Raw genomic sequence first — 21,332 nt, 5'->3', positions numbered from 1 at the left:
ATGGACGGGGTGTCATGCGCCGGCACCTCAGTTGAGGCGGGATCGATCAGTATCTTGCGCGCACGTTGGCGAAGAACTGGCGACCCGGCTCCGGGAAACCTTCAACCAGCATGTAGTTCTGGTCGGTGAGGTTGCGACCGCCAACGGAGGCCGAGAAGATCTCGTTGACGCGGTATTCGACGTTGAGGTTCACGAGGGCGTAGGAGCCGATCTGTATGAACTGATTGGCGTCCGCGCCCTGGCTTGCCAGGCTCCAACGATCGCTCGCCAGTTCCAGGCTGGGCGTGATGGTCAGGTTCGACATCGCATCCCAGGCCAGATAGACGAAGCCCTCGTGCTCCGGTGTGCTCTCAGACTTCAGGCCCGGCCGCAACGGATCGCGAATATCGCGGCGCAGATAGGTGTAGTTGCCGCCAACGCGCAGGCCTGGCATCAGGTCATAGTCGACCGCAAGTTCGATGCCCTTGTGCGTGCCGTCACCCACGTTCTGGTTCTGCGTCACCTGCACAGTGCTGCCGTTGCTGTCCTGATAGCTTCTGACCAGCACCGACTGAATTGCATTGTCGATCTCGCTGTAGAAGACCGCACCGGACAAACGCAGGCGGCGATTGAACGTGTCGCTCCAGCCCAGTTCGTAGTTGCGGGCCTCTTCAGCATTGAGATCCGGATTGGGCTCGGCGGTGCCGAAGCGTGTCGAGAAGCGCTCAAAGATATTCGGGAAACGCGTGCGGTTGGAGACGCTGGCGTGCACCTTACCGGTGTCGCTGTAGCGAGCGATTATCGCCGACTGCCAGTTCCAGGCTTCACCCTCACCCGTCGGATAGCTTTCGACGAGCCGCTTTGTGCTGTTGAACTTCTCAGCCTTCAACAGGCGTGCGTGGTCCTTGCTGACGCCGCCGACGATGTCGAGCCAGGACGTGGCGTGGAACGTGTTCTCAAGCGCATAGTACCAGTTACGCTCTTCGGTTTCCTGCTTCGGCTCGATATAGCCGCTGGAGTGATCCGGGCGGTTGTGATCGTACTCGCTGTGGTTATCGAGGCGATAGTGCACCGAGCCCTTGAGCGTATTCATCGGAATGAGCTGCGTGCCCATTTCGATCATGCCGCCATAGGCGAAATCGTCGTACCAGCTGTTGAAACCGCGGCCGAGCGCCTGGGTCGTATACGTTGCGTCGTCGAACGATCGCAGATTGTTGTTGAGCTGGTTGTAATAGACGTTGGACTTCACATAGGACGCTTCGCCGATCTTGGTGTGCGAGAAGCCCGCAAGGCTGGTGATGTCCCAAGTCGGCCACTTCCAGAAGCGGTTACCGCCTTCGATATGCAGCGGTGCGCTCTTGGAACCGGCCTGCGACGTGTAGCTGATGGCGTATTCGTCGGTTGGGTTCGGCGTGTAGCCGATCTTGGCGTTGATGCGCCAATCCTCAGTCTCCGAATTATCGCGCAGACCGCCATTCTCGTACGGCGTCGGCGTGAAGTCGTTAGACAGATTCCAGTGATCCTGGCTGACAATGGTGCCGCTGATCTGCGCATAGCCTTCTGACTTGCGCGTACCCATCATGCCGTAGCTGTTGACGGCGTTGCGGCCTTCCAGATCGCCATCGAACACGACGCCAACGCGGGCCTCGGCCTCAAATGCCTTGGTGGGCTTGCGGCTGACAAGGTTGATCGCGCCGCCCATGCCGCCCGGACCGTTGAGCACCGAAACGTAGCCCTTTTCGATCTGGATTTCGGCCAGATCGGGCGTCAGGAAGCGGTTCATATCGAGACGGTTATCGGCCGGCAGATAGATGCGCACGCCGTCCATCGTCAGTGGCACGCGCCAACGGTCGAAGCCGCGCACGAAGATGTCGCGTTCGTTGCGCGAACCGCCAAGGTTGCTCATCGATACGCCCGGCGCCATGGCGACGGCCTGATCGAGCGTGAGCTTGTTGAAGGTCCAGATGGCTTCGCTGCCGACGGTCGAGCCGCCGATCATGCTGTTCTGGCCGAGCGTGAAGACGGACGGCGGTGCGGCCGTGTCCTCAAGGCCGATGCCTTCGTCCATGCCATCGGACGCAGCTACAGCGCTGCCCGAACCGCTCGATTGTGATTTCCTGGCCTTGCGCTTGACGATCGGCTGCGATGGCGCCGTCACGTCCAATGGCGGAAGTGGTGTTGCTTCCGAAGCCGAAATATCACCTGCCGCCGTCACCGGCGCTTCCTGCGCGATAGCATCAGACAACAGGACACCCATCGCGGCGCTACATAGCACCGCGTACGCAACTTTACGCACGATTACCCCCACAAACTCAGTACTTGAAGTGATACGCTCGCTATATCCCATGAGATACAGCACATGAACGCTGTATCCCACGGGATACTTCGCTTAGCAAGGTTCCAAACTGCCAAGATGGGCATTGCCATCAATGTGCAAATTTGGTGTGGCTAATGGGCTACGATGAGAGTGCGGAGCAGCAATCCGGCGGCGGCCGATTTGCCAGGTTTGTCGGCGTTTTGAACAGCACACACATGCATCGCGTTGCGATATACGCCTGCAAGGCAGCATTCACCGTTTAATCCCAAACGCGCATTTTGAGCACGCGGAGATTGCGGCCACGGCCGCGCGGGCTGCTCACTTGCCGTAGTAGTCGCGGAACCACGCCACGAAACGGGCAACGCCGTCATGGAAGTCGGTTTGCGGGCGATACCCCGTCAGCCGCTGTAGAAGCCCTGCGTTCGCCCATGTCGCGGGCACGTCGCCCATCTGCATCGGCATGTAATTCCGGATGGCGGTCTTGCCGAGGCTCGCTTCGATTGCCTCCACAAAATCCAGCAGGCGCACCTTGTCGGAATTGCCGATGTTGACCACCCGGAACGGTGCCACCGGCGAAAGGCTGTCGCCCGGCTCGATCGCATCCTTCGTTTCCGGCCGCTGCGGAACCGCGTCGATGAGAAGCCGGATGCCGCGCACCAGATCCTCTACGTAGGTGAAGTCGCGATAAAGATCGCCGTTGTTATAGATGTCGATGGGGCGGTCATCGAGAATGGCATCTACGAACTTGTAGAGAGCCATGTCCGGCCGGCCCCATGGTCCATAGACGGTGAAGAAGCGGAACATCGTCGTCGGCAGGTCCCACAGATGCGCGTAGGAGTGGGCCATGCTCTCATTGGCCTTTTTCGTCGCGGCATAGATGGTGAGCTGCGTGTCAGCCTTTTCGGTTTCGCTGAACGGCATCTCGTCGTTGGCGCCGTATACCGATGAAGTCGACGCCATCAGAAGGTGCTGGACCTTGAGCCGGCGCGCCGCTTCCATCACGTTGAAGGTGCCGACGATGTTTGAATCGATGTACGCGCGCGGATTTTCGAGGCTGTAGCGCACGCCCGCCTGCGCGGCGAGATGCACAATCACATCCGGCTGGAATGCGTCGGCGACCGCGTCGAACAGCGCTTGATCCTCAAGCATGCCCTCAGTTGCCGAGAAGTTAGGCGTCTGCAGCAGCATGGCGTGACGACGCTGCTTAAGAGCGACGTCGTAATAGTCGGTCATGCCGTCGTAGCCCTGAACGACAAACCCTTCCGCCAGCAGCAACCGCGCCAGATGGAAGCCGATGAAGCCCGCCGTTCCAGTAACCAGAACCCGGCGCGTCGGCCCCTTGTCGTCGCCCATGATCGCTCCTTCGCATTCAAGAAATCGTCTGAGCATCGGCAACGCGCGCCCAGGCATGCCACTACGCTACCGCGCACTTGCCAATGCCGCCGCTGCGCTGCGCCGCGCGCAAACATAGATGCCTCGCGCGCCGAACATATCGGGCGCCGTCTGCGCCGTCACCGGGGGAAAGTGCCCTTGTGCAACGTCATGAAAATCAGCCGCACCGATCATGCAGCGGGCTATATCCGGCGAGGTGGTCGGCGCGAGAAAGGCTATGGCAATGAAAATATTGCTTCTCCTCGCGGCCACCCCTAACATCGCCGTATTGATCGATTTTCTTATTTTGCATGGCCTTTTTCCGGCCCTTTGGCCCACTCCATTGATGGCATTGCGCCCCCCAACCACCGCAACCGGTGTTTTCTCAGCCCGGACAGATATTGTGAAAATTTACATGCATGGACCTTCACTTGTGGTGCCCTCAACGGCCCCCTGCCCTACAAATGACGCGGAACGAATTCATCCACTCACTGCGCCGACAACACCAGGGGCGGATGCTGCACCCACCAGCCAGCCGTCACTGTGCAGGCTCGTTCGGTTTCTGCGCGCCTTTGATGTGCGCGTGAAAGCGTCTCTCTGCGATTGCACCGATTAGTCAGGATCCGATAGAGCCTTGTTCTTCACCGCACCGGGACAATTGTCATCCTTCCGCAAACGGTACGCCGGTCCGGCAACGCTTGCACTGATCGCCTGCCTCGCCACGCTTGCGGTGCTCTCATGGCTGCCGGCGGCACAGCTTCAACGCACTGGCCTGGGCGCGAATTTTGAGCATTTCGTCGCCTATGCCGGCACTGCGTTCCTGGTCGGATTTTTACGATCCAACCGCCACATCCTGGCCGACCTGGCGTTGCTCATCGGCTACGCCGCGTTGCTTGAGGTTGGTCAGGGCATGACCGCTGGCCGCATCGCGAGCGTCGACGATTTTATGTTTAGCGCCGCGGGCGCAATTGCCGGCCGCATCGCCATCCCCGTCCTGCGCTGGTGCTATTACCGGATCATTGCAAGACGTAACGCAGCAGCCAGCGCTCTGCGCCCCTGACCCGCGCCGGTGTGCAGCGTGTTACGGCTTGCACAGTATTGATCTGCGCAAGCCGGATTATTTTTCCACGCCCAGTCAGGGAAGCGCTGAACCTCAGTGCTTGTGGTCGCCGTGATCATGATGATCGTGACTATGGTCATGCGCATCGGTCTTGCCATCGGGTGCTGTCTTCTGCGCCTTCAGCGCTACCTCAACATCGCCCGCATGTTCGAACTTCAGCTTCACCTTGACCGTGTCGCCGTCCTTCACCGGTTGCTTCATGCCGATCAGCATCAGGTGCAGTCCGCCCGGCTTCAGCTCGATGCTGTTGCCGCCGCCAACCTCAAGCCGGTCAACCTTCTTCATGCTGGCGACACCGGCATCGTTGATCGTCGTCTCATGCAATTCGACGCGCTCGGCGGCATCAGAACTGGCGCCGATCACAGCGTCGGTTTCCTTGCCGGCGTTTGTGATCTTGCCATAGCCGACCCCCATGCCGCCGGCCGCAGCAACGGGACGGGTCCACGCCTGCGTTACAGTGACATCAGATGATGCGGCGGCAGCGCCGTGATTGTGGTGGTGGTGATCATGACCACCGCCCGCCACGAGACGCAGAACCGGCGCGGGATATTCAAGGCTGTGCGGGTCCTGTCCGGGCGCGGCCACCTGCTCCCAGCGCAGTTCGCCATCGGCGCACTTCTGCGTCACCGGAAACACAAGCGTGCCGTCGGCAGGCAGCTCAGCGGCGATGAAGCTCGACAGCACAAACTGGTCGAAGTGCTCATCGGCCAGTTCACCACCGCTCCACGTGACGCGCTTCACGCCCTCGCTTTTTGTATCGCCGTGATAGAAGCCGTAGCTGCGCGCATAGGGACCTTTTTCCAGCGACAGTTTCCAGCCTGCCTTCGGCATCGGCTTAACGGCGATGACGCCTTCCGGAATGTCGATGATGACTTCGTTCGTCGCCTGCCCCTTGCAGCCGTGCGGCACACTGAACACAGCCTTATAGCCCGCACCGGTCGGTGCTTCACTGCGCTCCAGCGAGACGTGCGCAGATGCGCCGCCTGCCATTGCCAGCGTCAGCACACCTGCCAGAGCTGCGATCTTACCCGTATTGGCATTCGTCATTTGGTATTTCTCCGAGGTGCAGCATCGAAGTGTAGCCGATGCTAATGGCCGTGGTGTTTGCCGCTATGGTTGTCTGCGGGCGCATCATTGCCGCCGGGCGTAGAGTGGCCGTGGTGGTCATCTTCCGCAACGTGCACCACGCCTTCAAATGTTGAAAACAATCGCGCCTGCTCCGCTGGCAACTTGCTTTCCGCTTCGTTAAGGCGATCCGCCAGCGCATGGGCATCCGCCTCCGCAATGCCGGTGGCAATGAGCGTGCTGGCATGGCGCAGCGGCTCACCGCTGCACAACACCACTTTCCATTGGCCGCCATCGTCTCGACGCAGCAATGCGCGGCCACCGCGATCGCCCTGCGTCCAGCTTGCGAGCGCGTTGCCCTCGACGATGACAACAGGATCGACAGCGAGACGATTATCCGGCTTGTCCCACGTCTGCGCCAGCAGTGCGCGGATGTCGTTTGCATCATCCGCGACTGCAGGGGCAATCGACATGCCGCCGACGAGAAACGCAACGGCTGCGATGCGCAACAGATAGCGCCCGCAGCGCTGCGTTGTATGCAAATTCATGGCATCACCATTTGAACTGCACGCCGGCATAGAATGCGCGGCCGGTGCCCGGTTCAAACACCGCCGCATCCAGGCCGCCGAGGTTGGCCGACGTGCTTGCACTGGCGATGTACGCTTCATCGGAAAGGTTGCGGCCTTCGATATAGGCGCTGATCGGGCCGCCATTGTCGAAGCCGACCTTCGCACCCCAAATGGCATACGAAGCGGTTTTCACAGTGTTGGCGCTATCAACGTAATAGGCCTCCGGCACCCATTCGATGTTCGGCCCGAAGTAAAAGCCGGTGGGATGCTTATAGAGCAGCTCCGCGCGCAGGAAGTGACGCGGCGCGCCCGGCAGTTCGTTGTCGCCCCACGTTGCGTCACCATCGTAGCGGAAATCGTTGAACGTATAGGCGGTGTTGAGCCACAACTCGTCCGCGTCGCGGCCTTCGGTCAGCACGCCGCGCGCGATGGCCAGCCCGAAGCCAAGCTCAACGCCCTGATGGATCGTGCTGTCCGCGTTGGCTACCTGACAGGCACTACCGAAGGTGTTGGCCGCCGTGAAGCACAGCAGCTCGTTGTCGATGTTGGCACGATAAAGCGCCAGATCCCACGTGTAATCGGCGGTGCCGCCGCGCGTGCCGATCTCGTAGGTGGTTGCACGCTGCGCACGGATGTCGGTGAACGCCACACCCAACGCGGCCGAACTTTCACCGAAACTTGGCACCTCGGCTGAGCGCGAGACGTTGGCGAACACCTGCGCGTTCGGCGTCACATCCCACAGCACGCCAACCTTGGGGCTCCACAGATTGAACTCGGTCTGGCTCGTCTGCCCGTTGATACGGTTGTAGCGATCACGCGTGGCATGGAGGAACTGCACCCCGCCGACGAGCGCAACGTCGCTCAGCACATACAGCGCGTTCTCGGCATAAACGGACAGGTTTTCAGAGGTATCTTCGGAGCTGGAAGCCAGATTGCCCTTGCGCCCAGCGACGTTGGCATAATGCTTGTTGTCGAGCGTGCCGTTGTGCAGGTTCACGCCGCCGATGAAGCGATTACGCATGCCGGCGATGCGGCTTTCGTCCGCGATACGCGCGAAGGCGCCATAGTCCTGATAACGGTAATCGAGCCACTGGTAGATTGGATGCATCAGATGCCGGTCGACGCCGAAGGCGCCGAATTCCAGCAGCGTGCCCGGAGCCAGACGCACGGCGGTCTTGTTGGCGATGCGCACGGTGTCGATATTGCGCTTCTGATCGAGCGCGATGTTGCCGGGGTTGGCCGCATCGGGCGTGGTCAACGCCGCCTGCCGCGTCAAGCTGCCGGGGATGTCCTGGCGGACGTGGTTGGCGTTGATGTAGAAGCGCGTCTCGACGTTCTCCGACAGGCGGTAGCCGACGTTCATGCTGCCGCGATAGCTCTCGCCGCCGGAGTGATCGCGGAAGCCGTCCGTTTCCATCCATGTGCCAGCGATGAAATAGTCGGCCGCGCCGGCAACGCCGCCGGAGCTGACCGACAGCTTATGGAAACCGTAGCTGCCGAAGTCCGTGCGCACCTTGGCGGCGTCGGCGTCATAGCCGGTCGGCATCACGAAGTTGATGGCGCCGCCGAGCGCATTGGCGCCGAAGCGCAGCCCGTTGCCGCCCTTGAACACTTCCGTATAGCGGTAGGCGGTGGGATCGATTTCCTGGAAGTCGCCGTAGCCGTCAGCGGTGTTGATCGGGATGCCGTCCATGTAGAGCTGGATTGAGCGCAGATGGAAGTTGCGCGACAGGCCGGAGCCACGGATGGACAGGCGCGAGTCATCGCCCCACTTGGGTTGCACGAACACACCGGGCACGTAATCGAGCACGTCCTTGACCGTGCTGGCCGGCGTCGAGGTCTGATAGGCGCTACCGGGAACCAGCGCCACGCCGCCCGGCGTCTGCTGGATCGCCGTTTGCGCTTCGGCCGTGTTCGGCACCGTGAGGCTGCCGGCACGCACCGTGACGCCAACGCCGGTATTGGCTGACGGGGCTGCCGTTTCCGACGGCACAAGCGGCGCGCTGGACGGCGCGGCAACCTTATTGGACACGGCCTTTTTCTTGGCCTTCTTCGTGGGCGCTGCAGTCTGCTCGACCACCACCGGCGGCAACGCCACCTCGCCATTCTCTGCTGTCTGTGCGACGCCTGCTCCGGCGAGCGGACCGCACAGGGCGGCTACAGCCGTGGCACATGCCACCGGCAGCCCTGAACTCCGATACATTACTCAATTCCCCCAACGCATTACTGGAAGCCGTGCGTGCAGGCGCAGGCATTTGCCACGCACTTCGGCGACGCATTACTTCAGCGCTGGCACAACGGAACCGGCGGGCTGCAAAGGCAGCAGGCGGCCCGAAGCCGAGCGCATTCGTCGTCAGGCTGGGAGAGGTGGTCCGCGACTGCGGTAAACGGGATTGGTGGACGATGCCAGATCGTCATGCAGGAACGTCGGCATCGGCGCGGCGTGCGGCATGACCGGAAGCGTCACGGCCGAGCGCGGTGCCAAGGCTAACTGCAGCGCGCTTACGCCCTTGCAGATCGGGCATTCCGTTTGCGGTGCTGCAGGATCGGTGCCGTCGGTGGCACAGATGGCGCCTTCAAGCTGTGCCTCAGCCAGCAGGGCGTGAGAGACATGCTGAAGCTGCGCGTTGAATTGTGAGGTGAGATGACCGGGGATCACAAACGCGTACAGAGCGACGCCCAGCAGCGCCAAGGCTGCGGCCACTCTGTTACGGATACGCGATACACCCCACATCATGGCCGCGAATGTATCCGCGAAGTGTCGCATTCTCAAGCGTCATGCATACATTTTTAAGCCATCCTGTGCCGGAGCAGCACGCCAGCAACAGGCTGCACCGCTGCTTCGAAACCCATTGCAGCGCAACAGCGCGCCGTTGTTACAGCCGTTCCAAACAACGGCAATCCCGCGCGCTGCGGACAAGTGCAACGCGCGGAAAGGGCGCTTCAGATCGGCATCACCGCACCCAGGTGTTCCGGCAGCGCCTTGGTAGGCACCTTCACCAGATCCTTGTCGAGCTCAGCATAGACCTTGTGCTTGACCGGCTCGGACAGCACCTCGCGCAGGTCCCCCAGCGCCGTCGGCGGCGCGACCAGCACCAGCCGGTCATAGGCATCCTTCGACAACCCCTGCTCCAGCACCTTACCCAGATGCTGCGCGAACGCGCGCTTCAACTCGCGGTGCGGATCGACACGCGGCGTGATCGCGTGGCGGGTATCGCCGACGGATTCGTGTGTGCGCCCCAGCTTGTCGCGCACAAGCTCACTGTCCGGACGATCATCGCCGTTGATGACTTCAATCTGCTCGATGCCTTTACCGGGGCCGCGATTTGCAAACAGGCGCGCATGGGCGCCATCGGCGATCAGAATCCAGGTGGTTGTCGCTTTCATGCTGCAAGCTCTCCCGTTGCGCGTCGGCTGTTGCCTCGCTGTGCAAAGAGAGTGCGTGGGAAGTGTCACCAGGTCATTGACGCCGGCACGCACCTGCAACGAACGCTTAATGCATCCAATTTTAGCCAACTGCCGTGCAGCTTGATGGACTCACTTCAGGCGTCGGCCGAATGCAAAGATCGCAGCGATGGGAATGACGAAGCCCATCACCAGACTGATGCCGACGATGTAAGGCAGGTTGTCGTATTGGCCGCGCGTGATGACGAAAATCTCGTTGAGGTATTTCGTCTGCAGCGCGCCAGCGACAAGCGCCAGATTCATCAGCGACGCCATCAACGCGAACCACGTTGCACGATGACCCGCTGGCGCATAAATCGCGACCAGCGTCAGCAACGGTATCATGCTGAGCTGCGCGAAAGGTGACGTCGTCGCCGCGTCGATGATGGCGATGGTGCGCGCGCCAAAGCCGAACATACGCTCAGTCCAGTCCGCAAGACCGAGCGTGAGACCGAATGCCGGCAACGACAGCAGCGTTGTGATAACGGTGAGCCATAGCAGAACCTGCGCAACCGGACGGCGCGTGATGGCATCGGAAAACAGCCACATGCCGAGCAGCGCGAGGGCGGCGCCGATCTGCGCCAGCGTGCCCTGGAACGCTTCATCAAAGCCCAACACATCGATGACGAACCAGGTGTAGCCCTGCCCCGCCAGCGGCATGGCGCGGTAAATGAAAATGATCAGCGCAGCAAAAAAGATCGTGCGCTGTGTTTCGGGATCGAGCTGACGCACCACGCGCCACAGCATCGAACATATGACCGCCATCGAGACCGCGAACACGATCTCCTGATTGAACGGCACCGAAGCACCCGCAAGCGTCAGCACGAAGATGCCGAACACGATACCGCCGCCGAGAATGCGCCAGTCGATGGGGCGCCGTTCAACCGGCCGCAGCGAAATCAGCAGCGCTCCGCTGACCGATATGGCGGGAATGATGAGACCGGCGAGGAACACGCTTTCATATGAATAGATGCTGGCGATCCAGCCCGCGAGGCCAGCGACGCAGAACATGCCGAACGACAGCGCAAGCCGCCCCAGCACCTGCACCATGCCGAGTTCGCGATCGACATCTTCCTTGGGGCGCGGCGTGCCATCGGGATTTTCGCGGTCGACAACTTCGGTGCTCATCGCATCGGCGACGACATCCTGAATGACAACACCGAGCACGCTGACAAACGCGCCCAGCCGATACAGGTTCTCCGGGCTGGCAAAGGTAAGCCAGCCGCCCGACGCGCCCGCCAGCAGCAGCATGCCAGCGGCAATGAACGCCGCGCCGATGAAAACATAGATCCGCCGTTGCGAGCCGAAGATGGGCACGGCGTCGACCAGTTCGCCGAACACCATCTTCACCGTCCATGGCAGCGTGATCCAGACGCTGAGCGCGGCGAGTTCGGCGGGGCTGAGGGTGAGCGCCTTCTTGACCCAAAACGCTTCGGCGACAGCGATCAGCCCCAGCGCACCATAGGCGAAGTACACCATCAGCAGCGGCAGGTAGCGGGGCCTGAAGGCTCGGATCGGATTAAGCAGCGCCGCTTCGAGTTGGCGCTTCACGTAATCCATGCTCCAGGCTTCGCCTGCTGCCATGAGATGCTCCTTCAGGGATCAGACCGAACTACGGATACGGAACGCGGGGACGCCGCCTGCCCGATCAGTTTTCGTTGCCTGTATGAGTTGCGGGCGCAGTGAGAGATCAATCAGTCCGTAGCCGACTGTGCCGGCCGCAGGCTATGCGCACGATCAATGCGCAACACCGTTAAAAGATCATTGGTTGATCGACTGTGTGCCGGCCGCACCGCGAACAGGGATGCGCGCGGGCTTGCGACGGTGGCTGTCAGCGCAGCCGAAACATGCGGTACGCCAGCACCACGCCGGTGAGAGACACCGCCATGCCGAGCATCGAAAGCAACCAGATCAGGGCCTGGCGGAGCAGAGGGCGCGCAAGCAGCCACGGCAGATCATACTGATGCACAAACCCGAACAGCCACCGATAGACCCGGTCGCCATGCGCCAGAGCGCCGACGATGCGCCCGGTGGTCAGGTCGATCATCAGCCAGGTGGATGCGGGATCGTCGAACATGACGCGCAGCACCGGCAATGGCCGCTGGGCAAGGTGCGAAAACCAATAGAGATCGGGCGCATCCAGTCGCTGGACTGCCGCGATATTAGCTCCCGGCATCACGACAGCCGCAGCCGTCGTCAGACGCTGCTCGGCGAGATCGGCCGCTTCGCCGCTGCCGGCGTCGAGCACCCGCTTTGCAGCGCCATCATCGGCGATAATGATGGGCGCGCCTTCGACCCACGAGAACGACAGCTCCTTAGTATTCGCGTCAACTGCGGCCCGCAGCGTGGGCAATGTAGCCGCGAACGCAGGGCGCCCCGCGCCATAGTAACGGGCAAGATCGTCGGGCCCAATGCTCAGGCCGCTGATCACCCCAAGCGGCGACACCGACAGCCATCCGCTGACCAGCCAGGCGACAACAAACACGCCGCCAGCAAGCCCACTGAGATGGTGCCACCGCATCCAACCGCGATAGGGTGTGATCCGTCCCGAGGCGTAACGCTTACGCAGCCGCATGCGCAGCACACCGATCCAGATGCCGAGCACCGCGCCGATGGCAGCCGGGCCCGCCGTCCACATGATGACCTGACGCCACAACGGCGGATCGCTTCTGATGACGGTGAAATAAATCCAGTGCGGCACCGAGCCGAGCCAGTTCCAGATGCGCTCGCTGCGGGTGGTGTTCTGAACGATCTCGCCGGTTTTGGATGAGACGTAAATCTCGGTGCCGAGACCATCCGCAAGCTCGAACACATGCAGGGGGCGATGCGGCGAGAACAACCCGGAGACCGTCCATTGATCCTGCTGAATTGTGCGGGCGTGACTGACCGGGCTATCGGGAAAGATGCGCTGCAGCCGCTCGGCGGCGGCATTGGTATCAACGCTGGCGATCAACCGGCTGTCCAGCGCGGAGACGGAGGTGGGCTTGCCGAAATCGACGATGCGGTAGACCGGTTCATCGCCCCACATTTCGAGGCGGAATACGGTCGGCACCCGGGCGAGATTGACGGCGGCAAGTGCCTCACTCGGTGTCACGTTGATTTTGGCGGCATCGAGCCGTGGCAATGCCGTCAGACGTTCTGCGTCCCGCCACGCGGGATATGGCACGTAGAGCATCACGAGGCCGGAGAAAAACCACATGGCGCACAGCAGGCATGTGAGTACTCCGAGCCAGCGGTGGCTCCAGAAAAGCCAGCGCCGCAGCCACGAGACTGTCCACCGAACCGGAGAAGTGGTTACCAGTTTCAAGTCTCAACTCTTGCTGCGGCGCTATGCGAAAGTGTGTCCGCGGATCGACGGATCAGAACTTATAGCCGAGCGATACCGCAAACGTGCGCGGTGGCGCGACAAAGCCCTGGATATCGTTGCCTGTCGAGACCGACGGATCGGTCCGATAGTACGATGCATAGGTTTTATCGAACAGATTGGTCACCTGGAAATCCAGTGTTGCCGCTGCGGTAGGCTTCCACTGCAGAGCTGCGTTCGCGATTGTGTAGGCAGGCCGCTCTAGCGTGTTGGCGAAGTTTTCGTAGCTGCTGCCGACATACTGGATGCCGCCGCCAACCTGCCAGCCCGGAGCGAACGCCCAGGTTAGCCAGATGTTCGCGGTTTCGCGAGGCACAATGATTGCCTTCTTACCCGAGTAGTCGACCATTCGAGCAACAAAATTGACCCAATCGATTTCGGGGTAAGCAAACTCATCGTATTTGGCGTCGAGCAGCGCGCCGTTAGCATCCAGTCGCCATCCGCTGCCAAGTTCCGCGCCGAACGTAGCTTCAATGCCGCGCGACGACTGCTGACCAATCTGGTGCAGCGTCGGAGTGAATGCCGGCGTGATCCCGCGGATCAACATGTCATTCTTCACGATTTCATAAGCTGCCAGCGACCATTCAACCGCGCCGCCAAAAAGCGATTGCTTGATACCAATCTCGTACTGGGTGCCGGTCGTCTGCTTGAGGTTGGAGATGTTTTTCACGTAGTCGAGCAGCGGCACATCCAGAGGGTCCGCGCCGACGGCGTACTGGCCGTAAAGTGCCAAGCCTTCAACCGGCGTCACCACTACGCCAGCGCGCCAGTTGAACGAGTTGAAGTCGCTTTCAAAGCCATTGTTGGCATTCGCTAGATCTTCACGCGTCAACGTCGTCGTGTCCCACCGCGCGCCGCCAACCACGGTGACGTAACGATTGAGCTCAAGGCGATCCTCCAGGAAGAACGAGCGCTGCATGAGTTCGGATTCGAACCGCGGCACGAGCGTGTGCGGGTTCGGGAACAGACCTGGACTGGGGTTGAAGGGGTTCACGCTCGGAATACCCCCGGCGCTGTAATTCGCGTAGTCGAATGTGCCCTTGTTTACGTCAAAGCCAACCACGGTCTCGTTGCCGAAGCCGAAGAAGTTACTGCGGACAGTGGCGTCAAGCCGGTTGCCGATCTGGTTTTGCTTCTGCCGGATATGCAGCCCGCCGAACCGGTCGATCTGATTGTTTGCAGTGTCCCACACGTAGTCCTCAACGTTGCGGAACTCGCGCCGGCTGCCCAGACGATAGGCGACGTTGCGAACGGTGATACCGTCCGTGGCTTGCCATTCGGCCTTGAACTGAGTCCACTCGTCGCGGAACTCGGCCAGCGAGTTAGCGACGTTGAAGTTCTTGTCCTTGATGCTCTTGTCGAACACGCCATCTCGATAGGGAACGCCGAAATACTGCATCGGCTCGCGTTCAGCGTAATCGTGCGAGACCGAGAGCACGAGGTCGTCTGAAACCTGCATGCGCAGAGCGCCATAGGCGTTGAAGTTTTCGGAGTCGCCGTTGTCGACCCAGCCGTCCGACCCTTCCTTGCTGAGCGCGAAGCGATAGGCCACCGCATCGGTGAGCGAGCCGCCGCTATCGATCGACGCGCGCCGTGTGTTGTTGCTGTCGTAATAGACCTGCGCCTCGTTGACCTGCGCGCCAACGATCGGCTTTTTGGGCACAACATTGATCGCGCCACCGATCGCTCCGTCGCCGTAGAGGATGGACGCAGGGCCATGCAGAACTTCGACGCGCTCGACGGACCACATGTTGAACGGGAACGATGTGGTGCCGCCCGTGCCCGGATAAAGGCGCGTGCCGTCGTAAAGCCGCGTGATGGAATTGTTGCCGACAAAGCCGCGCGCCGTGAAGGCTGTGCCCAGTACCGGAATTGTAGCGATCGTAATGCCGGGAGCGTTTTGCATCACAGCCTCGGTAATGGTGTGCTGGCCGCGCTCGCGGGCGGTCTGACCGGAGATGATGCTGACGCTTGCAGGCGTTTCGAGCGGCGTCAGGCCTAAGCGGCTGCCGGTGGTGTTCGGCACGTCCAGGTTCACGCCGGGGCCGGGATCGGCATAGAGCGGCGAGGCGCTCGACTCTGCGGTTTCGGTCGCAGTTGCCGTCTGGGGTGGCTGCGCAGCCACGGCAACGGGAGCAGCGGCCGAGGCAGGCGCGCTCTTTTTCTTGGCTACCGGAGCTTTTTTCTTTTTGGCCGCCGGCTCGACAACGAGCGCTGGCAGTTCATCGGCAGGAACCGCCGCCGACTGCGCATTGGCGTCGGCTGCTCCCAGCATGAATGCGGTGGCCGCAGCCAGGGCACCGAACGAAACACTTATGGATGGATGGAACGCGCGGGACGCCGAACGCTTGGACACAACACTACCCCCAGTAACGCAAACTATACCGAGGGAAACACGCCGGAACGCAACTCTACCGCACACCGCGATACATCACAGCAGCACCCGCCGTGATGCGCACCGATGGCGCTGGCTAAACAGCTGGTGTCAGGAAATGACACCGTAGAACGACAAACCTGACGTAGCTTCCCTACGGTCGCACATCAGTCGCCACTACGGGTTTCCGTTTTACCGCGCGGCCCGCACGGCAAAGGGCGACTTGTGACGCCAGGTCTCCTGGCTCTCGGCTCTGGCGCTTTATCCGGCCTTCCCAGCAGCCTATGCGGCCGCCAGTGGCGTGTGCGGAAAAGCTCACCGATTACAGTTGCGGGCGCAGCCGCGGTTTTGGCGTATGCCTCACCGCGTTCCCTTGAACGTCACCTCTGCATCTGCGCCTGTCGGGGCCACATGAGTCAATGCAGAACGCGGCTGGGCAATGCCCGCACAGATTCGACGTGGCTGTTTAGCAACAGCTATCCGTGCCTTATAGACACGGCCGGCCTCTGGCGCTTGTCCGCGATAATTCGGATTTGGCCACCAGACTTTAGCCGCAGCATGCGATGCGCGCCGCGGGGCAGCTGCTAACGCGAACCGCGAAAACAGTCTGTTCGATTTGCGGTGGAAGCGGCGTTTCAGTTTTCCGGGCTGGCCGACGAAAAGCTGGGATGGCGAACCCGGTCGCCTGCCTTGATGCCCAACCGCTGCGTTGCTCCGCCCGCCAGCTCAAGCACAGCCGAGACCGGACCACCGGACGCGATGATGCGCTCGGACAGGGGTTCGGTGCGCACCTCGATGCGATGGATGACGCCATCCGGCTTGATGAACAGCATATCCAGCGGGATGTACGTGTTGCGCATCCACATGCTGATCTCGCGCGGCTCACCGTAGGGGAACAGCATTCCCTTGTTGTCCGCCAGCTCGGTACGGAACATGAGGCCAAGCGCCTTCTGCTTGGCATCGTCCGCAATCTCGACGTCGATGGCCAGCTCGCGACCATCGGACGGCAGCAGCCAGAGCTTTTCGACACGCATCTGCACATCGGCCAGAGCAACACTCGCCGCCGTGCCGATCGCCATAACAAACAGGGCCGCCCCACGGGCAGCCCTGCTCTGATGAATTTGCAATTTTGCCATCGCCCTTATCAGTGCGTTGGCGGCAGCCCCGGCTGACCATCCGGCCTCAGTTCGGCAGCCATGCAGCCCTTACAGCCGTGACCCCAGCGAACCATGACCATCTGACCCGGACGCAGCTCGGTGAAGCCGAAGCGCCGCAGTGTTTCCATATGTACGAACACGTCCGGTGTTCCTTCGCCACGCGTCAGGAAGCCGAAGCCTCGTACCCTATTAAACCACTTTACCATGGCCCGCTCCCAGTCACTCTCGGGCGTAACGATAACGTGTGTACGCTGCGGAAGCTGCGAGGGATGGATCGCAGTGCTCTCGTCCATGCTAAGAATGCGGAATGCCTGCATCCCCTTAGGACGGCGCAGGATCTCAGCGTGAACCCGGGCACCTTCGTAGGCTGTCTGGTAACCACCGGCGCGCAGGCAGGTGACGTGCAGCAGGATGTCGGCCAGCCCGTTGTCGGGCACGATAAAGCCATAACCCTTTGATGCATCGAACCATTTAATGGATCCGACGACCTCGAAGACTTCGACACCGGCTTCTTCGGCCCGTTCTCTCGACATGTCGGCCATAGGCTCGAACTGCGGAAAATCCGGACGCTCTGAAGAATCCCCCATTGTGGTACCCCGCTACTTTCTCAAACGTTTGCTTTTTACGCCTCCGAACGCCGCCTACTCATGGAAGAGCCCTCTTCATGGCCGGCGACGTCGCGAAGCACGTGAAGAATACCATTTGTTAACCTGCCCGCCAGTTCGTTTGTTCCCGCAAAGCACTTGCAGCAGGAATGTCACGGGGATGTCCACATTAAAGCACACCAAACAAGGTATTGGTTTTGCTGGCTTTTATGGGTTATTATTTCATCCCCACATTTTCATCTGGATCAACTTGGGCACAGCTCTCCGAATGAATCCGTCTTTGCAAATTGAGCCCGTGAACTGACGTATTGCAGCGGCACTGATTCGTTTATCCACATGCTGTGGATCATTTCCGACCGCAGCTGAAAAGAGCGAATCGGCAAGCGAATCATCAGGGGCGATTTGGCTGCGAATAAGAAGGCCGGGCGCTATAAAGGCTGCTGTCCACAAGCAGTCTTGCGACTAGGCGGGTCCAGCCGGGCTCAGACGGCTTCTGTAGTGGCTCTCGGCGCCCTGGCGCGGCACATGGCTGACGGTGAGGCTGGAGCTTTCGGGACGGCGTTCCCCCAAGCCTCGGATTGGCAAAAAATTCCACCCCTCCGGATGATGGGGAATGTGATACTATTTTTATTTCTGACTATAGCTTTAAGTAGAATAAGGTTTCCACTACGTTCGGCCTTGAGGATTTAGGGACCACTATGCCGACGAAAACCTCGAATGCGGGCGCCGCCAACGCTTCGCCCCGTGCCATCCGCCAGCCTTCGCCCACTTCGACACCCCATGACTGGGTGGCCGAAGCGGATGCGCTTGATCAACGCCTGAGTGAGATCGACAGCCTCGAAGAGCGGCTGCTTGAGATCACCCGCGCTGTTCCCGGCCGCATCACTTTCTCTACCAGCCTTGGCATCGAGGATCAGGCCGTTCTGCACGGCATCGCCCGCAGCGGCGCCAACATCGATGTCTTTACTCTGGATACCGGCCGCCACTTCCCCGAAACGCTCGACACCCTCGAAGCCAGCGAGAACGTCTACGGTCTCAAGATCCGCGTGATGTTCCCGGAGGCGCACGAAGTTGAAGAGCTGGTTGCGCGCGACGGCATCTATGGCTTCCGCATGGCCATCGAGAACCGCAAGGCCTGCTGTGACGTGCGCAAGGTGCGGCCGCTGAAGCGCGCACTGAACGGCGCCACCGGTTGGGTCACGGGCCTGCGGCGTGAGCAGTCCTCCGGTCGCGCCCATGTGCCCTTTGCGGCCTGGGATGCAACGGACGGTCTGGTCAAGCTCAACCCGCTTGCGGACTGGAGCTTAGAGCGCCTGGAATCTTTCGTGGCCGACAACGCCATCCCGATCAACCCGCTGCACGACCGCGGCTTCCCTTCCATCGGCTGCCAGCCCTGCACGCGCGCCATCCGCCCCGGCGAGGACATTCGCGCAGGACGCTGGTGGTGGGAGAACGAAGACGGTAAAGAGTGCGGCCTGCACAATCGCCCCCGCCAAAAGGATGCCGCCGCATGAGCGCGCAATTTTCGCACCTTGATCTGCTTGAAGCAGAAGCGATCCACATTTTCCGTGAGGCTGCGGCTCAGTTCCGCAAGCCGGTGCTGATGTATTCGATCGGCAAGGACTCGACTGTTCTGCTCCACCTCGCCCGCAAGGCGTTCTGGCCGCAGAAGCTGCCGTTTCCGCTGCTGCACATCGACACCAAGTGGAAGTTTCGCGACATGATCACGTTCCGTGACAAGACGGTGCGTGATTTCAACCTCGATCTCATCGTGCACACGAATGAGGACGGGCTGAAGCGGGGCGTCAATCCGTACGATCACTCGCCATCCGTTTACACGGACGTGATGAAGACGCAGCCGCTGAAGCAGGCGCTGGACAAGTACGGCTTCGACGCGGCCTTCGGTGGCGCGCGCCGCGATGAAGAAAGCTCGCGCGCGAAAGAGCGCGTGTTCTCGTTCCGCTCGCCCGGTCACCGCTGGGATCCGCGCCGCCAGCGCCCCGAAATGTGGAACCTGCTGAACGGTCGCCTCGGCCCCGGTGAAACGGTGCGCGTGTTCCCGATGTCGAACTGGACCGAACGCGACGTATGGCGTTACATCGCCCGCGAAAACCTCGACGTTGTGCCGCTCTATTTCGCGGCCGAGCGTCCTACTATCGTGCGCAATGGCCAGCTGCTCGTCATCGATGACGACCGCCTGCCGCTGCAGCCCGACGAAGTTCCCGAACTGCGCAGCGTGCGGTTCCGCACTCTGGGCTGCTGGCCGTTGACCGCCGCCGTAGCCTCGACCGCAAACGATCTTGAAAGCGTCGTAACCGAAACCCTTGGCGCCCGCACATCGGAACGCCAGGGCCGGCTTATCGACCATGACCAAACCGGCGCGATGGAGCGCAAGAAGCAGGAAGGCTACTTCTGATGACAGCGGTCACTGCTATCCGGCGCGAAGCCACTGCGCCTGCCCTCAAACAGGAGCTGGACGGCATCCTGCATCTTCTGACCTGCGGCTCGGTTGATGACGGCAAGTCCACGCTTATCGGGCGCCTGCTCTATGATGCGTCCGACCTTTCCGACGATCAGCGCGCTCTGATCGACAAGTCCACCACCGCCAGCGGTCAGCCCGACTATTCACTGCTGCTCGACGGTCTCGTTGCTGAGCGCGAGCAAGGCATCACCATTGATATCGCATGGCGATATTTCGATACGGATAAGCGCCGCTTCGTCGTCATCGACAGCCCCGGCCATGAGCAGTACACGCGCAACATGGCGTCGGGTGCTTCGCATGCCGACGTTGCGATCATGCTTGTCGATGCGCGTCATGGCGTGAAGCGCCAGACCCGGCGCCATGCGGCCATTCTCGACATCGTTGGCGTGCGCCGTGTTATCCTGGCCGTCAACAAGATGGATCTGGTTGACTGGTCGCAGGAAAAGTTCCGTGCCATCGAAGCTGATTTCCGCAAGCTGACGCTGCGCTTCGGCTTCCGTGATGCGATCGCGGTTCCTGTCTCCGCTGTAACGGGTGACAACATCGCCCATCAGTCGGAGCACATGCCGTGGTACTCCGGCCCGCATCTGCTGGAATACCTTGAGAAGACGCAGGCGCGTGACGTTGCCCCGCGCGGTCCCTTCCGGCTGCCGGTACAGACCGTGCTGCGCGATGGCGTTGATTTCCGCGGCCTCGCTGGCACTGTTGCTTCCGGCTATGTCAGCGTCGGCGACCGCGTAACGGACGTGTTGAGCGGCCAGAGCGCACACGTGCTGCGCATCGCTACCATGGACCACGATCTGGAAATCGCGCGTCAGGGTCAGGCCGTTGCCATCCAGCTCGACACCGACATCGACGTGGCACGCGGCGCTGTCATTTCAGCCGCCGATAGCGCACTGCCCATCGTGGCCGGTCAGATCGAAGCCCGCATCATCTGGCTGTGGGAGACGCCGTTCGACAACGCCAACGGCTATCTCCTGCGCACCGGAACGGATCTGGCGCCGATTGCCGACATTACGGTGTCGTCGCTGCTGGATCTGGAATCTCTGGCCGTGCAGCCGGCGACGACTGTTGAAGTCAACGACATCGCCAACGCCTCCATCACGCTTGGCAGGCCGATTGCCGTCGACACGTTCGCCGACAATCAGCCGACGGGCGTGTTTCTGATCGTCGATGCGCTGACGGGCGCCAGCGTTGCCGGTGGCGTCATCACCGCCGCAACCGCGGGCGAAGCAAGCAATGAAGGCGCATTCCATCTGACGCGCGAATTGCTGACGCGGGGTCTGTGCCGCGATCTGGGCGAAAGCGACGAAGACCGCCGCGAATTCCAGCGCCGCGCCAACGAAGCAGCGTTGCTGCTGCAGTCCGCCGGCGTGCAGGTAAAGATCGACATCTGATCCGCCGAGATTGAGTAAAAAGGAGCCGGAGACGGCTCCTTTTATTGTGGCCGCAGCGTCCGTTATATGGATTAATCCGTCGCTCTAT

16 protein-coding genes and 1 riboswitch are annotated in these 21,332 nt (G+C 61.2%); of the genes, 4 read left to right on the top strand and 12 right to left on the bottom strand.

The features are described 5' to 3' along the window. Nucleotides 1-46 precede the first annotated feature (46 nt). Nucleotides 47-2,224 carry a TonB-dependent receptor plug domain-containing protein gene (locus tag C6Y62_RS12805; protein ID WP_173954230.1) on the bottom strand — a complete coding sequence of 726 codons (2,178 nt, stop codon included), beginning with the start codon at nucleotides 2,222-2,224 and terminating at the stop codon, nucleotides 47-49. Nucleotides 2,225-2,614: 390 nt separating this feature from the next. Then, complete coding sequence (locus C6Y62_RS12800) at nucleotides 2,615-3,649, bottom strand: NAD-dependent epimerase/dehydratase family protein (protein ID WP_173954229.1); 1,035 nt, start codon at nucleotides 3,647-3,649, stop codon at nucleotides 2,615-2,617. Between the two features lie 652 nt (nucleotides 3,650-4,301). Here C6Y62_RS12800 and C6Y62_RS12795 point away from each other — a divergent pair. Continuing rightward, nucleotides 4,302-4,727 (top strand): VanZ family protein, encoded by a 426-nt coding sequence (locus C6Y62_RS12795; protein WP_173954228.1) that lies wholly within the window; start codon nucleotides 4,302-4,304, stop codon nucleotides 4,725-4,727. 93 nt (nucleotides 4,728-4,820) lie between these two features. On the opposite strand, the gene C6Y62_RS12790 is transcribed toward C6Y62_RS12795, so the two are convergent. From C6Y62_RS12790 to C6Y62_RS12745, 10 genes are all read right to left on the bottom strand, one after another. Beyond that, nucleotides 4,821-5,834 carry a DUF1775 domain-containing protein gene (locus C6Y62_RS12790; protein WP_173954227.1) on the bottom strand — a complete coding sequence of 338 codons (1,014 nt, stop codon included), beginning with the start codon at nucleotides 5,832-5,834 and terminating at the stop codon, nucleotides 4,821-4,823. Between the two features lie 41 nt (nucleotides 5,835-5,875). Further along, nucleotides 5,876-6,400, bottom strand: coding sequence for a copper uptake system-associated protein (locus C6Y62_RS12785; protein ID WP_173954226.1), 525 nt, complete (start codon nucleotides 6,398-6,400; stop codon nucleotides 5,876-5,878). A 4-nt stretch (nucleotides 6,401-6,404) separates the two neighbouring features. After that, nucleotides 6,405-8,624: a TonB-dependent receptor family protein gene (locus C6Y62_RS12780; RefSeq protein WP_173954225.1), complete on the bottom strand. Its 2,220-nt coding sequence runs from the start codon at nucleotides 8,622-8,624 to the stop codon at nucleotides 6,405-6,407. Between the two features lie 150 nt (nucleotides 8,625-8,774). Then, a complete protein-coding gene (locus C6Y62_RS12775) occupies nucleotides 8,775-9,188 on the bottom strand; it encodes a hypothetical protein (protein WP_173954224.1) in 414 nt (137 codons plus the stop codon). Between the two features lie 176 nt (nucleotides 9,189-9,364). Next, nucleotides 9,365-9,808 carry a host attachment protein gene (locus C6Y62_RS12770; protein ID WP_173954223.1) on the bottom strand — a complete coding sequence of 148 codons (444 nt, stop codon included), beginning with the start codon at nucleotides 9,806-9,808 and terminating at the stop codon, nucleotides 9,365-9,367. A gap of 150 nt (nucleotides 9,809-9,958) precedes the next feature. Further along, nucleotides 9,959-11,449 (bottom strand): MFS transporter, encoded by a 1,491-nt coding sequence (locus C6Y62_RS12765; RefSeq protein ID WP_173954222.1) that lies wholly within the window; start codon nucleotides 11,447-11,449, stop codon nucleotides 9,959-9,961. 247 nt (nucleotides 11,450-11,696) lie between these two features. Next, nucleotides 11,697-13,172, bottom strand: a complete 1,476-nt coding sequence (locus C6Y62_RS12760; protein ID WP_173954221.1) for a PepSY domain-containing protein — start codon at nucleotides 13,170-13,172, stop codon at nucleotides 11,697-11,699. Nucleotides 13,173-13,224: 52 nt separating this feature from the next. Continuing rightward, entirely contained in the window at nucleotides 13,225-15,585 is a 2,361-nt protein-coding gene (locus tag C6Y62_RS12755; RefSeq protein ID WP_173954220.1) for a TonB-dependent siderophore receptor, read from the bottom strand. 231 nt (nucleotides 15,586-15,816) lie between these two features. After that, nucleotides 15,817-16,029, bottom strand: a riboswitch (cobalamin riboswitch). A 209-nt stretch (nucleotides 16,030-16,238) separates the two neighbouring features. Next, the gene (locus C6Y62_RS12750; RefSeq protein WP_173954219.1) at nucleotides 16,239-16,739 is read right to left on the bottom strand and encodes a DUF192 domain-containing protein; all 501 of its coding nucleotides are present in this window, start codon (nucleotides 16,737-16,739) and stop codon (nucleotides 16,239-16,241) included. Nucleotides 16,740-16,747: 8 nt separating this feature from the next. Then, nucleotides 16,748-17,302: a cold-shock protein gene (locus C6Y62_RS12745; protein WP_157066678.1), complete on the bottom strand. Its 555-nt coding sequence runs from the start codon at nucleotides 17,300-17,302 to the stop codon at nucleotides 16,748-16,750. Nucleotides 17,303-18,063: 761 nt separating this feature from the next. Here C6Y62_RS12745 and C6Y62_RS12740 point away from each other — a divergent pair. The 3 genes from C6Y62_RS12740 to C6Y62_RS12730 are packed head-to-tail and all read left to right on the top strand — an operon-like array spanning nucleotide 18,064 to nucleotide 21,244. Beyond that, a complete protein-coding gene (locus C6Y62_RS12740; protein ID WP_173954218.1) occupies nucleotides 18,064-18,879 on the top strand; it encodes a phosphoadenylyl-sulfate reductase in 816 nt (271 codons plus the stop codon). Further along, the gene (gene cysD, locus C6Y62_RS12735; protein WP_068461287.1) at nucleotides 18,876-19,781 is read left to right on the top strand and encodes a sulfate adenylyltransferase subunit CysD; all 906 of its coding nucleotides are present in this window, start codon (nucleotides 18,876-18,878) and stop codon (nucleotides 19,779-19,781) included. The genes C6Y62_RS12740 and cysD overlap by 4 nt, the downstream gene beginning before the upstream one ends. After that, on the top strand, nucleotides 19,781-21,244 hold the full coding sequence (locus C6Y62_RS12730) for a sulfate adenylyltransferase subunit 1 (RefSeq protein ID WP_173954217.1): 1,464 nt from the start codon (nucleotides 19,781-19,783) through the stop codon (nucleotides 21,242-21,244). Before cysD ends, C6Y62_RS12730 begins: the two co-directional genes overlap by 1 nt. The last annotated feature ends 88 nt before the right edge of the window (nucleotides 21,245-21,332 follow it).

Source organism: Hyphomicrobium sulfonivorans (assembly GCF_013306565.1).
GTDB classification, from domain to species: Bacteria; Pseudomonadota; Alphaproteobacteria; order Rhizobiales; family Hyphomicrobiaceae; genus Hyphomicrobium_A; species Hyphomicrobium_A sulfonivorans.
This window is presented reverse-complemented; position numbering and strand designations above follow the sequence as displayed.

What these genes read in the sequence shown, in the direction of transcription:
- cysD (WP_068461287.1), top strand. Translation starts at nt 18,876, where the DNA reads ATGAGCGCGCAATTTTCGCACCTTGATCTGCTTGAAGCAGAAGCGATC.
- C6Y62_RS12780 (WP_173954225.1), bottom strand. Translation starts at nt 8,624, where the DNA reads ATGTATCGGAGTTCAGGGCTGCCGGTGGCATGTGCCACGGCTGTAGCC.
- C6Y62_RS12775 (WP_173954224.1), bottom strand. Translation starts at nt 9,188, where the DNA reads ATGCGACACTTCGCGGATACATTCGCGGCCATGATGTGGGGTGTATCG.
- C6Y62_RS12785 (WP_173954226.1), bottom strand. Translation starts at nt 6,400, where the DNA reads ATGAATTTGCATACAACGCAGCGCTGCGGGCGCTATCTGTTGCGCATC.
- C6Y62_RS12800 (WP_173954229.1), bottom strand. Translation starts at nt 3,649, where the DNA reads ATGGGCGACGACAAGGGGCCGACGCGCCGGGTTCTGGTTACTGGAACG.
- C6Y62_RS12730 (WP_173954217.1), top strand. Translation starts at nt 19,781, where the DNA reads ATGACAGCGGTCACTGCTATCCGGCGCGAAGCCACTGCGCCTGCCCTC.
- C6Y62_RS12740 (WP_173954218.1), top strand. Translation starts at nt 18,064, where the DNA reads ATGCCGACGAAAACCTCGAATGCGGGCGCCGCCAACGCTTCGCCCCGT.
- C6Y62_RS12745 (WP_157066678.1), bottom strand. Translation starts at nt 17,302, where the DNA reads ATGGCCGACATGTCGAGAGAACGGGCCGAAGAAGCCGGTGTCGAAGTC.
- C6Y62_RS12750 (WP_173954219.1), bottom strand. Translation starts at nt 16,739, where the DNA reads ATGGCAAAATTGCAAATTCATCAGAGCAGGGCTGCCCGTGGGGCGGCC.
- C6Y62_RS12790 (WP_173954227.1), bottom strand. Translation starts at nt 5,834, where the DNA reads ATGACGAATGCCAATACGGGTAAGATCGCAGCTCTGGCAGGTGTGCTG.
- C6Y62_RS12765 (WP_173954222.1), bottom strand. Translation starts at nt 11,449, where the DNA reads ATGGCAGCAGGCGAAGCCTGGAGCATGGATTACGTGAAGCGCCAACTC.
- C6Y62_RS12770 (WP_173954223.1), bottom strand. Translation starts at nt 9,808, where the DNA reads ATGAAAGCGACAACCACCTGGATTCTGATCGCCGATGGCGCCCATGCG.